General features: G+C 43.8%; 11 protein-coding genes and 6 tRNA genes. 15 read left to right on the top strand and 2 right to left on the bottom strand.

Annotation, left to right across the window (positions count from 1 at the left end; genetic code table 11):
* Window positions 1-117: 117 nt before the first annotated feature.
* Window positions 118-209, top strand: a tRNA-Ser gene (locus ACFI6L_RS18510).
* A gap of 143 nt (window positions 210-352) precedes the next feature.
* Window positions 353-1,819, top strand: coding sequence for a DUF3360 family protein (locus tag ACFI6L_RS18505; RefSeq protein WP_462574589.1), 1,467 nt, complete (start codon window positions 353-355; stop codon window positions 1,817-1,819).
* A 182-nt stretch (window positions 1,820-2,001) separates the two neighbouring features.
* On the opposite strand, the gene ACFI6L_RS18500 is transcribed toward ACFI6L_RS18505, so the two are convergent.
* Window positions 2,002-2,907 (bottom strand): LysR family transcriptional regulator, encoded by a 906-nt coding sequence (locus ACFI6L_RS18500; protein ID WP_462574587.1) that lies wholly within the window; start codon window positions 2,905-2,907, stop codon window positions 2,002-2,004.
* 194 nt (window positions 2,908-3,101) lie between these two features.
* On the opposite strand from ACFI6L_RS18500, the gene ACFI6L_RS18495 reads away from it, so the two are divergent.
* The 4 genes from ACFI6L_RS18495 to ACFI6L_RS18480 all read left to right on the top strand — a co-directional run bounded on the left by ACFI6L_RS18495 (window position 3,102) and on the right by ACFI6L_RS18480 (window position 5,372).
* Window positions 3,102-3,551 (top strand): DoxX family protein, encoded by a 450-nt coding sequence (locus ACFI6L_RS18495; RefSeq protein WP_462574586.1) that lies wholly within the window; start codon window positions 3,102-3,104, stop codon window positions 3,549-3,551.
* A 176-nt stretch (window positions 3,552-3,727) separates the two neighbouring features.
* A complete protein-coding gene (locus ACFI6L_RS18490) occupies window positions 3,728-4,618 on the top strand; it encodes a DODA-type extradiol aromatic ring-opening family dioxygenase (protein ID WP_462574584.1) in 891 nt (296 codons plus the stop codon).
* Between the two features lie 169 nt (window positions 4,619-4,787).
* Window positions 4,788-4,879 (top strand) — tRNA-Ser (locus tag ACFI6L_RS18485).
* Window positions 4,880-5,280: 401 nt separating this feature from the next.
* A tRNA-Ser gene (locus tag ACFI6L_RS18480) sits at window positions 5,281-5,372 on the top strand.
* A 71-nt stretch (window positions 5,373-5,443) separates the two neighbouring features.
* Here ACFI6L_RS18480 and ACFI6L_RS18475 read toward each other — a convergent pair.
* Entirely contained in the window at window positions 5,444-5,845 is a 402-nt protein-coding gene (locus ACFI6L_RS18475) for a hypothetical protein (RefSeq protein WP_014949614.1), read from the bottom strand.
* Between the two features lie 428 nt (window positions 5,846-6,273).
* Here ACFI6L_RS18475 and ovoA point away from each other — a divergent pair, with 428 nt between their 5' ends.
* From ovoA to ACFI6L_RS18430, 9 genes are all read left to right on the top strand, one after another.
* Window positions 6,274-8,385, top strand: coding sequence for a 5-histidylcysteine sulfoxide synthase (gene ovoA / locus ACFI6L_RS18470; RefSeq protein WP_462574583.1), 2,112 nt, complete (start codon window positions 6,274-6,276; stop codon window positions 8,383-8,385).
* A gap of 137 nt (window positions 8,386-8,522) precedes the next feature.
* Window positions 8,523-9,986, top strand: coding sequence for an aminotransferase class I/II-fold pyridoxal phosphate-dependent enzyme (locus tag ACFI6L_RS18465; protein WP_462574581.1), 1,464 nt, complete (start codon window positions 8,523-8,525; stop codon window positions 9,984-9,986).
* 207 nt (window positions 9,987-10,193) lie between these two features.
* The gene (locus ACFI6L_RS18460; protein ID WP_069944393.1) at window positions 10,194-10,922 is read left to right on the top strand and encodes a pirin family protein; all 729 of its coding nucleotides are present in this window, start codon (window positions 10,194-10,196) and stop codon (window positions 10,920-10,922) included.
* A gap of 180 nt (window positions 10,923-11,102) precedes the next feature.
* Complete coding sequence (uvrY, locus tag ACFI6L_RS18455) at window positions 11,103-11,747, top strand: UvrY/SirA/GacA family response regulator transcription factor (RefSeq protein ID WP_014949610.1); 645 nt, start codon at window positions 11,103-11,105, stop codon at window positions 11,745-11,747.
* 31 nt (window positions 11,748-11,778) lie between these two features.
* Window positions 11,779-13,596 (top strand): excinuclease ABC subunit UvrC, encoded by a 1,818-nt coding sequence (gene uvrC, locus ACFI6L_RS18450; RefSeq protein ID WP_039227661.1) that lies wholly within the window; start codon window positions 11,779-11,781, stop codon window positions 13,594-13,596.
* Window positions 13,597-13,719: 123 nt separating this feature from the next.
* Entirely contained in the window at window positions 13,720-14,292 is a 573-nt protein-coding gene (gene pgsA, locus ACFI6L_RS18445) for a CDP-diacylglycerol--glycerol-3-phosphate 3-phosphatidyltransferase (protein WP_014949608.1), read from the top strand.
* A 169-nt stretch (window positions 14,293-14,461) separates the two neighbouring features.
* Window positions 14,462-14,537, top strand: a tRNA-Gly gene (locus ACFI6L_RS18440).
* A gap of 41 nt (window positions 14,538-14,578) precedes the next feature.
* Window positions 14,579-14,652, top strand: a tRNA-Cys gene (locus tag ACFI6L_RS18435).
* Between the two features lie 59 nt (window positions 14,653-14,711).
* Window positions 14,712-14,798, top strand: a tRNA-Leu gene (locus ACFI6L_RS18430).
* The last annotated feature ends 22 nt before the right edge of the window (window positions 14,799-14,820 follow it).

Raw genomic sequence — 14,820 nt, 5'->3', positions numbered from 1 at the left:
AAAACATCTCTTATACGTGCTAAACAGTCTATTTGATTGAAATCTCGGCACTTAGACAACTTTTTTAATTTTTCGCTTTACAGTCATAAAAATATCATTAAGATACGCAGCACTTCAGGAGAGTTGGCAGAGCCCGGTTTAATGCACCTGACTTGAAATCAGACGTGGGGTCAAACCCACCGGGGGTTCGAATCCCTCACTCTCCGCCATATTATGAAAACCCGCACATTGTTGCGGGTTTTTTTATGCCCGTCTTCCACGTTAGACTTTCGTATAAGACCACAGTCGCATTGTTACATTCCATTCACATGTTTAGGCTTGCGCTTTTCTTCGCGCAATCTAAAGGTGTTATGTGTCACAAGAAAGTTCTTCTTATCAAAATCTTCACAAACCGAGCAGTAGTTTTAAATCAAGAGACGAATATTTAAATCACGAACTTCAAATACTTTCTCCAAAACGTTGGCGGTTGAACCTGCCTGGTAAAGACTACCGCGTTGAGTGGGAAGACTTCGTGCCAGGCATGGCGGCGACCATAGGAAAAATCGTTATGGTTGCCGCCGTAGTAGGTGCATTCGCAGCACCGCTAGGGCTATCTCCTGAGTTTGTTATTGAAAACGTGCGCTTTGAATTACTCATTGCAGCAATCTTGTTCGTTGTTCTGATTTCCGGTTTTCTGAACCCGTCAGCTAATTTAGCAGGTACACACGGCCCCTTACTGCCCTTGGTACCCCTTATTGTTGCATCTGGCGGCCATCCCATGGCGCTCGGTCTGCTCATTGGACTCTTTGGTTTTATTTTAGGAATAACGAAGGGCGGCAGTGTGCTTGCTAGGCTAACCAGTAACGGTGTATGCGGTGGGTTGCTGTTGTATTTAGGGTTTATTGGCATTACAGGCCAGGTGAAGAAACTCTTTGCGTGGGCAGAAAGCTTCGATATGGCTTACTTAGCCTTCGTGGTGATCATTGCCACTATTTTAATGTATGCATGGCTAGAGCATATGCAAAAGCGCTGGCTAGCCATTCCGCTTGGTGCGGTGATGGCGGCGGTCATTGCGTTTTCCTTCGGTGCGCCATTTGAGTTCACAACGTCGCCGGGTATGCCTAACTTGAACCCTGCTTATTGGTGGGGGGAAGACACAGGTTGGAAACTAGGCCTGCCAGACTGGTCACATTTCATCGCTGTGCTGCCTTTTGCTGTGCTGGCTGTGTCTATGTGGTCGCCAGATTTCTTAGGTCATCAAGTCTTCCAAAAGCTTAGCTACCCTAAAAAAAGTGAACGAGCGCACATGAATATAGATGACACCATGATTGCTGCATCTAGTCGTCAGGCAGTGGGAAGCCTACTGGGAGGGGGGAATATCTCATCTTCGTGGGGGACCTACATTATTCCGGCTTCAATCGCGCGCAGACCCATACCCGGTGGTGCATTAGTTACTGGCTTTTTGTGTGTTGTAGCGGCACTTTGGGGTTACCCCATGGATTTAGCAATTTGGCCACCAGTGCTTTGCGTAGCACTTATTGTTGGGGTCTTTCTGCCGCTTATGGAAGCCGGTATGCAAATGACGCGTGAAGGTAAAACGACCCAGTCTGCCGCATTGGTAGTGATCTCATCTGTATTAGTTAATCCGGTATTCGGATGGTCTTTTACCATGCTCTTGGATAATTTGGGGCTCGTTGGGTGTAAAGATAGAGCTGGAGAGCTCGGCAAAGCAGGGCGTTGGCTAATTCCAGGAATTACGTTTTTGGTGTTATGTACCGTTATGGCACTAATTGGTATGTTCCCGGGTGTGCCTGCGATTATGGAAACCTTCAGAATGTGATGAGGGCTTTAGGGTAAGGTTACTCTTTTAGAGTTTAAGTTACTGAAACCAGATAGGCTATTACGCGAACGGCGTCGGAGGTGTTTCTCCACGCCGTTTTTATTTAATTTATTATGCTGATATCCCTCATCCACTGAAGTTATGTTTTTACCACATAAATTAAGCGTTACGCGTACCGCGATTTACTTGTCCCAGTAGGGCGTACTTTCAAAATAGCTTGATAAAAAGTCAATGAAAACCCTTAGCTTATTAGAAATGAGCTTACGATGAGGATAGACCGCATACAAAGAGATAGCTTGCGGTACGAAATCGTCCAGTATGGACACGAGTTCCCCGTTTTTGAGCGCTTCACCGGCAATGAAGGTAGGTTGAAGTACATAACCTTCACCCTGCTTTGCTACATTGGTTAGGACTTCTCCATTATTGGCGGTTAGCTTGGGCGTCACAGTCTGGGCATTTGCTTTGAGCGCCGCAATAAGCGCTGATTTATCGTTATCATAGTTGACGTAGGAGTACTCAAGATAATGTTCAGGCTTTAATTCAGCTGGATGTTGCGGTGTGCCATATTTTTCCAGGTAGGCTGGTGAAGCGCACAGGGCCAGCTTTATCGTTGTGATTTTCTTGGCCACCAGCGACGAGTTAGCTAGGTGACCTGCACGTATTGCTACATCAAACCCTTCGTCTATCACATCAATCTTTCTGTCGTTTAGCTGCAAGTTTATCGATACGTGAGGGTGTGCTTGTTGAAACGCACTGAGTGCACTCGCTAAATGTAATGTTGAGAAAGAGACAGGGGCACTTACATGCAGAACTCCCTTTGCTTGTGTATTGAGCAACCCAAGCTGACTTTCCATATCGGTTACGCTTTCAAGAATATGAATTGCATGTTGCAAACACTGCTGACCAGCCTCGGTTAGGTGAATTTTTCTTGTAGTGCGATTGAATAAACGCGTATCAAGTTGCTTCTCTAATTCGGCAACATACTTGCTTACGAGTTGATTTGACGTGTCTAGCTTTTCTGCAGCTTTTGTAAAACTGCCTTCATTCGCAACAACGCAGAAGGTTTTCAGTAGCGATAATTTATCCATCGTTTAGTCTTTCGTCTCTATAAACAACAAAATGTTGGTAATCATTCAATATTTTACCGCTTTATTCAATAGGTGTTGGTAACTATTCTATATGCATCAGGTTAGCGCTGTGCCAACTCAATGGAGTCAGGCGGAGCGTTCATCACTTTTTAGATATGACACTTTCAATTACGAGAGACTTTGAGGATTCAACAATGAACAAGCAATTTCTGAAAAACATTTTTACTTCTAACAGCAGTATTTCTAGTTTGGTTTTACGTGTGCCTGTGGGCATTATTCTTACCGCACACGGCGCACAAAAGCTTTTTGCGTGGTTTGGTGGTTATGGACTAGAAGGCACAGGTCAGTGGATGGAAAGCATTGGTTTAGCGCCAGGCTTTTTAATGGCATTGCTGGCCGGCAGCGCTGAGTTTTTTGGCGGGCTAGCGCTTATTATGGGTTTTCTAACACGCCCAGCCGCTTTAGTAAGTGCATTCACAATGGTGATTGCGATTTTTAGTGTACATGCAGCAAACGGTTTATTTATGACTAACAACGGTTACGAGTTTGCACTAACGCTACTTGCTGCAACAGGTGCGCTAGCTATTCAAGGTGGCGGTAAATTTTCAATCGACTCTCTTATTAGTCACAAGCTTAATAAATAGCGGTTGTGAGATTCGACGACTAACGAAACCGGCCCAAATGCGCCGGTTTCAATGGCTATAGAGCCCTTATATCAATCCGCATTGATAATTGCCCACTCAGAAGACGCTGGCAAGTTTCCTAACGAAGCGTGGGAATGCAGGAATGGTATTCTCTACATCTAACAAGGTATGGTTTTATGCAACAGCGAACGCAAACTCGCCCGTCTGTGAGAATTAACACCGCTTATATTTCTCATGGTGGAGGGCCGCTTCCACTTCTTGAAATGCAGTCAGTAGGAGAGGCGAGAATGCCTGCCTATCACATTGAAATGATTGAAGCGCTCAAAGCATTATCAACAGATTTACCCAAACCTGATGCAGTCATAGTGATTAGTGCCCATTGGGAAGATACTGAAGTCTGTGTAACTACTCACCCAGAACCTTCCTTGATTTATGACTATTATGGCTTCCCTAAAGAGGCGTATTCCCTTGAATATCCGGCCAAAGGAGAAGTAGCACTCGCAACTTTATTACTAAAGCGTTTAGCAGAACAAGGCATTGCTGTACGGGAGGATAGGGCACGTGGTTTCGATCATGGAATGTTCATTCCCCTAAGTATTATGTATCCCAGTGCCGATGTACCCTGTATTCAACTATCCATCACGTCTGACTTGGATTCTAAAAAGCATGTGCTATTGGGGGAAGCAATTAGGAAAGCTGTTGAACTCGGGGTAGAGCCTGTAAATAGTGAAGCAAAGAACGAAGTGAATATTTTAGTATTGGGCTCGGGGTCTTCTTTTCACAATATGCAGGGCTTTTTTGATAGCTCCGGTGAGGCAATGCGAAAAGCAACGCGCTTTAATAACTGGCTTCAGACAACTATGCAGACCAGTGCCTACAGCGAGAATGAACGCAAAGCTCGTCTTGTTGAATGGTACAGCGCGCCGGATGCGCGATACGCCCATCCTAGAGAAGAGCACCTTCTTCCACTCCATGTTTGCTATGGCGTTAACAATAGAGTAGCTGATAAAGCCATGTCTTTAACGCTTTTAACCAAACCTGCAAGCATGTTTGTGTGGTGTGATTGACCAGTGCTTCACATTGCCGCGTAAGTGCAACACCTGATTGGATACCGGCTGCGTTAAACGAGAGCAATTAAATTTTGAACACTTTGATTATCAATTGGTCGTTTGAGTAAAAATGTTAAAATTAGTGCTTTACAGTCCCACATAAATCATTAAGATACGCAGCACTTCAGGAGAGTTGGCAGAGCCCGGTTTAATGCACCTGACTTGAAATCAGACGTGGGGTCAAACCCACCGGGGGTTCGAATCCCTCACTCTCCGCCAAATACGAAAAACCCGCACATTGTTGCGGGTTTTTTTATGGGCTAAATTTACGCGCTTTAGTATATGGCTATAGCCAAGAGTGAAACCTACGCAAAACTATATTGTTCAAAGCTAAACGAACATTATCATTTTGGCCTCATGAACTGTCGACGTGCATAGAATACCTAATGAGAATTTTTGAGTGAGAACTTCAATCGCTTTTAAAAAACGTCGTTTTAAGTTTTACGTGCATTTATAGTAGGTTAACGCTAATAGTGTTTTTAAATAATGAGAACGCAGGTCATTTTCTACCAAGATGGTTATTATTCTTGCGAAAAGGTGAATATTTCACCAGTTGATTGATTTAATTGAAATTAGTGCTTTACAGCGTCACGTAAATCATTAAGATAAGCGTCACTTCAGGAGAGTTGGCAGAGCCCGGTTTAATGCACCTGACTTGAAATCAGACGTGGGGTCAAACCCACCGGGGGTTCGAATCCCTCACTCTCCGCCATATTATGAAAACCCGCACATTGTTGCGGGTTTTTTTTATGGGTCAAATAAAAACGTGCTGCTAGAACGTTTTCAACCAACCTCGTTACACGTTGTAGTGTCGATACTTATCACCGCATAAAAATCATTATTCTTATCGTTGTACAAATAATTAACTGTAATTCCATGTCGCCTAAAAATTTCTTGCGAGGGTGAAGTGCACACATACGGATAGAGCTTCTTTTGTTGTTCCTCTACAAATTGATTAACGCCTTTGTTTTGAGTCAACGTCATAGAGCGATAGTGATAAGTGATCTCTCCGTCACTGGTTGATAGGCGCTCCATAGTGAGTGTTGGGTTTACAATTAAAGGGGTACTCTTATTGCCTTTGCGAACGGCTTCATTGAGAAGCGCATTAGTATAGTTGTCAGCTGCAGTCGCGGGTGAACCGTACAACGAGAGCAGCGTTACTGCTATGTAAATTACTGATTTCATGTTAAGAAAAATCCTTTTTCGTTTCTGAAGGTGTGAAGGTATAAGCGTATAAGTATGCTGTTTACCGACGCAGCTTATTAGCCAACGTTGAATTGGGCATTTAGTAAGCTAGGTAAACGTAACATGATAACCAACGGTATCTCCATGCTTTTTATGATCACGAGCTTTAAGTTGAACGGTGTTTCACAGCATCATCGCAGGCATAAGTTTGTTATGAAATATTTTCTGATCTCATCCTGTCTGTATCTTGTAATTACAGGATATTCCATAAAAACCTAGTTATGTCGCGCTTTATTCATAAAAGCTTGGTATACATAAAGGGTTAGCAATCAACTGAAATCATTACGGCATTTTAAAGCGCTCTTCTTTTAGTCTTATGGCGCTGGTCCTACGCAGTTGGTAGTAATAACAAAAATCGAGAGGACATTATGCAGGCAATGCCCACACTTAATTTACGGGACGGAACAGTTGAGCAAAAAAGACAGGAAATTAAGGCTTATTTCCTCGATTCCTTTGATACCTACGAATCGCTTTTCTCTTGTCTTGCCAATGATGACGTATTTTATCAACGACCTGAAAAGTTGCGCCATCCGTTAATTTTCTATTTTGGTCATACTGCTACTTTCTTTATCAATAAATTAGTACTGTCTAAGGCAATAAACGAGCGCATTAACCCAAAATTTGAATCGCTATTTGCCATTGGTGTTGATGAGATGAGTTGGGATGATCTCAACGATGAAAATTACGACTGGCCGAAGGTGGAAGAGGTACGTCAATATCGTAATCAAGTGCGCACATTGGTTTGCGATTTAATAGATACCATGTCTTTCAGCATGCCTATTGACTGGGAAAGCCCAATGTGGCCCGTAGTAATGGGAATAGAGCATGAACGTATTCATTTAGAAACCTCATCTGTTCTAATCAGACAGCTACCCATAGCATCGGTACGCCCCAGCCCAGTATGGCCTGCATGTGGCACTATGCAAACTAATGCTGAAGCGTTAGAGGCTAATGTTTTAATGACCGTTCCGGCACAGAAAGTCATAAATGACAAAGCGTGGGACAGTGCTTATTACGGCTGGGACAATGAATATGGTTCTCAGCAAGAATCCGTTAGCGAGTTTAGTGCGTCTAAATTTCTTGTAAGTAATGGTGAGTATTTATCGTTTGTGCAAGACGGCGGCTATAACAACGCAAAATACTGGGAGGCTGAAGGCAATAAGTGGCGTGAATACACTAAAGCTCAGTATCCTGTATTTTGGATTAAAAAGGGTGATGATTATTTATATCGCAGCATGCTTGAAGAGCATCCATTACCTTTAGATTGGCCTGTGGATGTGAATTATCATGAAGCGAAAGCGTTTTGTAACTACATGAGTGAAAAAACGGGTGATCTTATTCGTCTGCCGACTGAAAATGAATGGCAAGCGTTACGACAGCAGGCTGGTGTAACACAAACCGTATACAGCGAAGGATTCAACATAGCTCTGCAAAAGTATGCGTCGAGTGAACCTGTTAATGTTAATAAGTCCGGCGAATTTTATGATGTTGTTGGCAACGTATGGCAATGGACAGAAACACCCATCTATCCGTTTGAGGGCTTTATCGTTCATCCTCTATATGACGACTTTACAACACCAACATTCGACAATAAGCATAACCTCATTAAAGGCGGTAGTTGGGTATCTACAGGTAACGAAGCAATGAAAGATAGTCGTTACGCTTTTAGGCGCCACTTCTTTCAGCACGCGGGGTTTCGGTATGTTCAAGGAAAGCGAGTTATAGCAGTGAACGATTTTGATTATGAAAGTGATACACAGGTTTCGCAATACAGTGAATTCCATTACGGCGACGAGTACTACGGTGTCCCTAATTTTGCTAAAGCCAGTGCGCAGTTTTGTATTGACGCTATGCAAGGGCGACAACACGCTAAAGCGTTAGATTTGGGGTGTGCCGTTGGTCGGTCTACCTTTGAACTTGCAAAATACTTCGATCATGTCGATGGCATCGATTTTTCTGCACGCTTTATAAAAACAGCGTTTGAGATGCAAGAGCGTGGTGAAATACGCTATAACCTTATAGAAGAAGGTGAACTTACGTCGTTTAAGGCGCGCAAGCTCTCTGTGCTCGGTTTAGATGACAGTGTAGACAACGTTGCGTTCGCACAAGGTGATGCGTGTAATTTGAAGCCGCAATTCACAGGCTACGACTTGATCTTCTTAGGCAACCTTATTGATAGAGTGTATAGTCCAAGAAAGGTATTAACGGACATGGCCACGCGGCTAAATAAAGGTGGATTGCTCGTTGTCGCCAGCCCCTTTACATGGTTGGAAGAGTATACCGAAAGAAGTGAATGGTTGGGCGGCTATAAAGATGAAAATGGTGAAACGCTTAGTTCTACTCAGGCGCTTGAAGATGCATTAGGTCAGAGCTTTAAACGAATTGCTGAACCTAAAGACATTCCATTTGTCATTCGAGAAACAAAGCGGAAATACCAACATACGCTTTCTGAATTTAACGTGTTTGAAAAGATAGAATAACACGGTGTCTATTAAAGTGTGTGTGTAGCATAAAGTGAGCGCGGTACGCGTGTTTCGCGCTTATAAATATAATAGAATTCAGAAGGCCTTTAGCCAATAGTAAATGCGTAAGGTTATATAGATAGGATAATGTGAAGGTGAGCAACGCGCTAAGCCATCTCCCCGTATTCAACGCTATGCAAAGCGAGTTTATGCCTTACAAGGATGTATGGCAGGCACCTTCTCACCTGAAACTCGATCAAACCCGTCTTAAATATTCAGCGATATTTCGCCGCTTTCAGGGCGCGTCTTCATCTCAAGCGAACGTTGTCGCGTCTCAGCAAGACCCTATTCCAATGTGGATAGCGGATATGGACATCCCGCCTTGTGATGAAATTCTCAGCGCGATTACACAAAACCTTCGCTCTACTTATGGATATCAGTCCCTTGATATCGGTGACGCGGTAGCAAAACGTTTTGAGCGTACCACGCAAAAAAGTAGTCGCTTTAAAGTAGAAAGTGGCGATGTTGTGGATGTTGCGAGCGTAATAGGAGCAATAGACGTTGCGCTTCACACTTTTTGCCAACCTGGTCAAAAAGTCATGGTATTAACACCAACTTATTCCCCTTTAACAGAGGCTATTGGAAATAACGGCTTAACGCCAGTATCTATTCCAGTCATTCAAAACGCGCGTCAAATTCAGACTAGGCTTTCTGAAGTTACCGCGACAAAGGGTAGTGACAAGAGTCGTCAGGAAGACGTCGAAGGTTCTTACTCAACTATAGATACTTCAGCCTTCGATAGTGCTGCGGCTGCATTCGTGATTTGCCATCCTAATAACCCTACGGGTACAGTGTTAAGTGCAGAAGAGCAGCGTGTTATTATGAGCTTCTGCGCCAAGAACGATATTTTAATGATCACTGATGAGGTGCACAGCGAGTTTGCATTTAACTCGTCAAATGAACCAACGCTAATCCCCATGTTTGGTGCAGAGGTAAGCAATAAGAGCGAGAGGCGCAAAGAAAGTCAAAACGGTGGTAACATCCATACTCATCAACTGCCACGCATTATCCACATCAATAGCGTATCCAAGGCGTTTAACCTAGCGAGTATTCCAGGTGCATCGTATGCGGTCATTAAGGATAAAACGATCAGAGAGACGTTTTCCCAAGCTATTAATAGCAGGCACCTGAACGCAAGTAATTTAGGAAAAGTTGCGTTGATTGCCGCCTATGAGAAGGGAAGTACTTGGTTAGACAGCGTAAAATGTGCGTTGAGCTTCAACCGAAAGCTTATTGTGCGCTTCTTTGAGCACTATGGTTTATCTGTTAATTATACAATGGGCAGCGCTGGTTATTTCTTGTGGCTAGACCTTTCAACATTCCCTTCGCATTTAACACAGCCGAACAGTATCGCTTCTGTGGATGGAGCTCCTTTAGGTGACGCTTCTCGTCAACCTCTCAAATATTCACCCGTGACCACTGTGGAAGGATGTATTGAGCGAGGCGTGATAGGTAACGACGGCGCGACCTTTGGTTCTCCACACCATATTAGGCTAAATTTAGCCTGTCACCCTGCGGTTGTAGAAACCGCGCTGCAAAGACTGTGCTTTATTTCTTAGCGTAGCTTAACCCGCATCTGTTGACCGACAGTTAGTTTAATTCTAAATATTAGAATAATAAGCTCAAATATATGACATTTTATTCCTATTAAAGAGGATTAAAATGGCCTAATTAAATAATTAGCCCTTGACACATGTTCTATCGCCCAGCGTTACTCCTGTTGGGGAGAAGAGCCAGTGGCGGCTTACGGTTATAAGGAATGCAAGATGATGTATTTGAGAAAAGCGAATGAAAGAGGAAAAGTGAACTTTGGCTGGCTAAAAAGCCAACATAGCTTTTCGTTTGGACATTATTATGATGCAAAACATATGGGGTTTTCAGCGCTACGGGTTATCAATGACGATGTTGTTCAGGCCGGCAGAGGTTTTGAAACCCACGGTCACAGAGATATGGAGATAATTTCATATGTTGTGAGCGGTGCTTTAAAGCACAAGGATAATACCGGTAATGAGTACGTAGTGCCTGCGGGTGACGTGCAAGTAATGAGTGCAGGTAAGGGTATTATGCATTCGGAGTTTAACCCTTCTACTGAAGAGCCTGTTAACTTTCTGCAAATTTGGATTGTGCCCAATGAAAAAGGCGGTACGCCCAGCTATGCGCAAAAAACCTTTGGCACACAGGCAGGTGGAAATAACCATGATTCAAAGCTTGAATTATTAGTAAGTGATGACGGTAGGGAAGGGTCATTACGCATTAAGCAAAATGCGGCAATCAGCCGTTTAACTTTGAAAGCTGGCGAAACATGGGAGCATGGCACTGAAGACCAAAAGGGTTACCTTCATATGATTAGCGGTAATGTACAGGCTGTGGTAGACAGTGAAACGAATGCAGTTGAAATAGAGGCAGGCGATGCTTTGGGTATTTACGAGCAAGACATCATTCGTCTGAAAGCCTCAGAGGAAAGTGTGGCCTTGTGGTTTGAATTACCTAAATAGCTGCCTAAAAGTAATCTAGATCAATAATTTAGTTTCAAATTGTGTATCTCTACTTCACGAATTCTTATCTCGTGGTATGATGACTTGGATAAGGTTAGAGGCTGGTAATACTTCTCATTAATGAACGTTATCAGCCTTTATTCCAGTTGTATGTAAAACTGAAGTCAGTGAGATACTAGAGTGATAAAAATAATCCTAGCAGATGACCATGATTTGGTCAGAACAGGGATACGCCGGATTCTGGAAGACGTAGACGATTTTACTATTCTCGCAGAAGCGAAGAACGGTGAAGACGCGGTACTTTTGTGCCGAAAAAACGCGCCAGATGTGGTACTCATGGACGTGAATATGCCCGGTATTGGTGGACTGGAAGCGACAAAGAAAATTGTTCGTATGTCTGAAAATACGCGTGTTATTTGTGTTTCAATGCACAAGGAAAGCCCTATTCCAATGCAAGTTATGGATGCAGGCGCATACGGTTTTCTGACAAAAGATGCAGAGCCAGATGAAGTAATACGCGCTATCCATAAAGTTGCGGCAGGACAAAAGTATGTTGATCAAGAAGTGGCCAATAGCATCGCCATCGGTAAGTTATTGCCTAGTTCGGATAATCCGTTTGACGAGCTATCGAGTAGAGAACTTACAATAGCAATGCGATTAACCGAAGGTCACAAAGTGCCGGATATAGCCCGAGAACTCAGTATTAACTCAAAAACGGTTAATACTTACCGTTACCGAATGTTTCAAAAGTTAGGCGTAAATTCTGATGTAGAGCTAACGCACTTGGCCTATCGTCATAAGCTTATCAATCCTAACACCTTTTAAGCGTCACTAGACGCGCAACGTCAAAGTGATTATGTCTGCATTTGATTCAGCAGCATTTCTTAAGAATCTAACCTCTCAACCTGGCGTGTACCGCATGTACAATAGTCAGGAAGAGGTTATTTACGTAGGAAAAGCCAAAAACCTTAAAAAGCGTGTATCAAGCTATTTTCGTAGTAATCTTGATAACGCCAAAACGCGTTCGCTAGTTAGTCAGATTGCGAACATGGATGTCACGGTTGTAAACAGCGAAACCGAAGCGTTCTTGCTTGAGAACAACTTCATCAAGAAATACAAACCGCGTTACAACGTGGTCATGCGTGACGACAAGTCTTATCCCTTTATCTTCTTATCCGACCACGAACATCCAAGGCTTTCTTTCCATCGCGGCCCTCAAAAGAAAAAGGGCGAATACTTTGGCCCATACCCCAGTGCTTGGTCGGTGCGAGAAAGCTTGCGTTCAATGCAGCGAATTTTCCCCGTACGTCAGTGCGAAGATAGCTATTACCGAGCACGCAGCAGACCTTGTCTTCAGTATCAGATGCAGCGCTGCAGTGCGCCGTGTGTAGAAGGCTATGTGAGCGATGAAGAATATAAAGAGCAGGTCAATTTTGCACGCTTGTTCTTGAAAGGTAAAAACCAGCAGGTCATTGGTGGGCTGGTGGAAAAGATGGAAGCAGCCAGCGAGGCACTCAACTTTGAAGCTGCTGCCCGTTACCGCGATCAGATTAATGCACTAAGAAAAGTTCAAGAACGACAGTGGGTTGCTGGTACTCAAGACGAAATGGATGTGTTTGGGTTTGCGTTCAAAGGCAATATGGCGTGCATTCAGGTAATGTTTATTCGTGAAGGGCAGTTGTTAGGCAGCAAGGCCTATTTTCCCAAAGTACCCAACACTGCCGATGAACAAGAAGTTTTTGAATCTTTCTTCCTACAGTTCTATCTGGCGGGTAACAAAGTTATTCCCAAGCAGATAGTACTTAGCAATACATTAACTGACGAAGACGCGATAGCAGATGTACTAGCCAGTGAAGCGGGACACAAGGTCCAGTTCTTCAAAGGGGCGAGGGAAGAGAAGCGCAAGTACCTGCAGCTGGCGCAGTCAAATGCGCAAACTGCGTTAGATGCTCAATACAGTCAGCAAAAGTCTGTGTTTGCACGCTATCTCGACTTAGAAGCGGCACTGGAAGTTGATACGCCTATTCAACGCATGGAGTGTTTTGATATATCACATACGTCTGGCCAGCAAACGGTTGCTTCGTGCGTGGTATTTAATCGTGAAGGTCCGCACAAAAGTGACTATCGCCGATACAATATAGAAGGCATTACCCCAGGTGATGACTACGCGGCCATGGCACAGGCGTTAAAACGTCGCTACAAGTCAGTGAAAGAAGTGCAAAAAATACCTGACCTTCTATTAATAGACGGTGGTAAAGGACAGCTTGCCCAAGCAGAAGCGTTTTTTGAAGATTGGCCCCATGATAAAAAGCCTATGCTGTTAGGCGTGGCAAAAGGCACCACCCGTAAGCCTGGCTTAGAAACACTAATACTGGCAGGTAGCCATCAGGTTCTGCCGATGGATAGCCATTCGCCAGGGCTTCACCTTATTCAGCATATTCGCGATGAATCTCACCGATTTGCCATTACTGGGCACCGCAACCGACGCCAGAAAGTTAAAACCACGTCGAGTTTGGAAAGCATACCTGGTATTGGTGCTAAACGCAGACAAACACTGCTTAAATTCATGGGGGGCTTGCAGGGTCTTAAGAAAGCCAGTAAAGATGAAATTTCAAATGTACCTGGTATAAGCCCTGAACTGGCGGAAACTATTTACGACCACCTTCATCAATAAATGAATGAGTAACAAGCAATGCATTACAAATTAAGGTAATGTGTTACAAAAATGAAAGATGCAGAGCTTATACGCTACCGCGCTAAAACGCCCATAGAGGCATAACACCGAGACGTACTTTTTATGTGGACTGTTCCAAACTGTATTACTTTATTCCGAGTAATCCTTATTCCTGTATTTGTAGTTGTTTATTTTCTTGATTGGCGCTGGGCGCACGAGGCAGGCGCATTTATTTTTTGGCTTGCGGCAATAACGGACTGGTTTGACGGCTATCTAGCAAGAAAACTACAGCAGTCTACACCCTTTGGTGCATTCTTAGATCCTGTAGCAGACAAGCTCATTGTGGGCGCTGCTCTTCTTATGATTACTCATAGTTATGCAAACCTGTGGATCACGTTGCCATCTATTGCGCTATTGGTTCGTGAAATTTATGTGTCGGCGTTACGTGAATGGATGGGTTCGAATGGTGTAAGGGATGCGGTTAAAGTGTCTTTTATAGGTAAAGCAAAAACCACTGCGCAAATGTTAGCCTTAATTGGCTTGTTGTCGGGATTAGAAACCTTTATGGGCATCACAATTTATTGGGTTTCTTTAGGTTATATTCTTTTATATTTCTCAGCAGTGCTGTCAATTTGGTCAATGTTTGTTTATACAAAAGCGGCCTGGCCACACCTTCGAAGTGGCGCAGTAAAGTGAAATTGATCGTACATTAATCAAAGTGAATAAAAAAATAGCAAACGATCATAAAAAACCGCATTTATCTCAATTTAAACGCTTTTTTGTGTTGACAGTTTTGAATGGGTAGGTAGAATGCACCCCACATTTCGAGAGGACATCAACCAAACGAAATGGTCGATTAAGACATGCGGGAATAGCTCAGTTGGTAGAGCACGACCTTGCCAAGGTCGGGGTCGCGAGTTCGAATCTCGTTTCCCGCTCCAATCTCTTAGAGATGAGTTTTAATCACACGCCAGACGCATCTGGCGGAATGGCAGAATGGCTATGCAGCGGATTGCAAATCCGTCTATCTCGGTTCGACTCCGGGTTCCGCCTCCAAACGCTGCAACGCAGCATCAGGTTCTACGCCTGACACCTTTGCTGAAAAGCAACCCGATGCCCGGGTGGTGAAATTGGTAGACACAAGGGATTTAAAATCCCTCGCTGGTAACAGCGTGCCGGTTCAAGTCCGGCCCCGGGCACCATTTATCTACTCCCAAACATTCC

It is taken from the genome of Alteromonas sp. G4i35 (genome assembly GCF_054960375.1).
The sequence above is the reverse complement of the archived record's forward strand: the minus strand, read 5'-3'. Positions and strand labels throughout refer to the sequence as shown.

Excerpts from the sequence above, each read along its gene's own strand:
- ACFI6L_RS18500 (WP_462574587.1), bottom strand. The coding sequence starts at position 2,907 with ATGGATAAATTATCGCTACTGAAAACCTTCTGCGTTGTTGCGAATGAA.
- uvrC (WP_039227661.1), top strand. The coding sequence starts at position 11,779 with ATGTCTGCATTTGATTCAGCAGCATTTCTTAAGAATCTAACCTCTCAA.
- ACFI6L_RS18495 (WP_462574586.1), top strand. The coding sequence starts at position 3,102 with ATGAACAAGCAATTTCTGAAAAACATTTTTACTTCTAACAGCAGTATT.
- ACFI6L_RS18460 (WP_069944393.1), top strand. The coding sequence starts at position 10,194 with ATGATGTATTTGAGAAAAGCGAATGAAAGAGGAAAAGTGAACTTTGGC.
- pgsA (WP_014949608.1), top strand. The coding sequence starts at position 13,720 with ATGTGGACTGTTCCAAACTGTATTACTTTATTCCGAGTAATCCTTATT.
- ACFI6L_RS18475 (WP_014949614.1), bottom strand. The coding sequence starts at position 5,845 with ATGAAATCAGTAATTTACATAGCAGTAACGCTGCTCTCGTTGTACGGT.
- ovoA (WP_462574583.1), top strand. The coding sequence starts at position 6,274 with ATGCAGGCAATGCCCACACTTAATTTACGGGACGGAACAGTTGAGCAA.
- ACFI6L_RS18490 (WP_462574584.1), top strand. The coding sequence starts at position 3,728 with ATGCAACAGCGAACGCAAACTCGCCCGTCTGTGAGAATTAACACCGCT.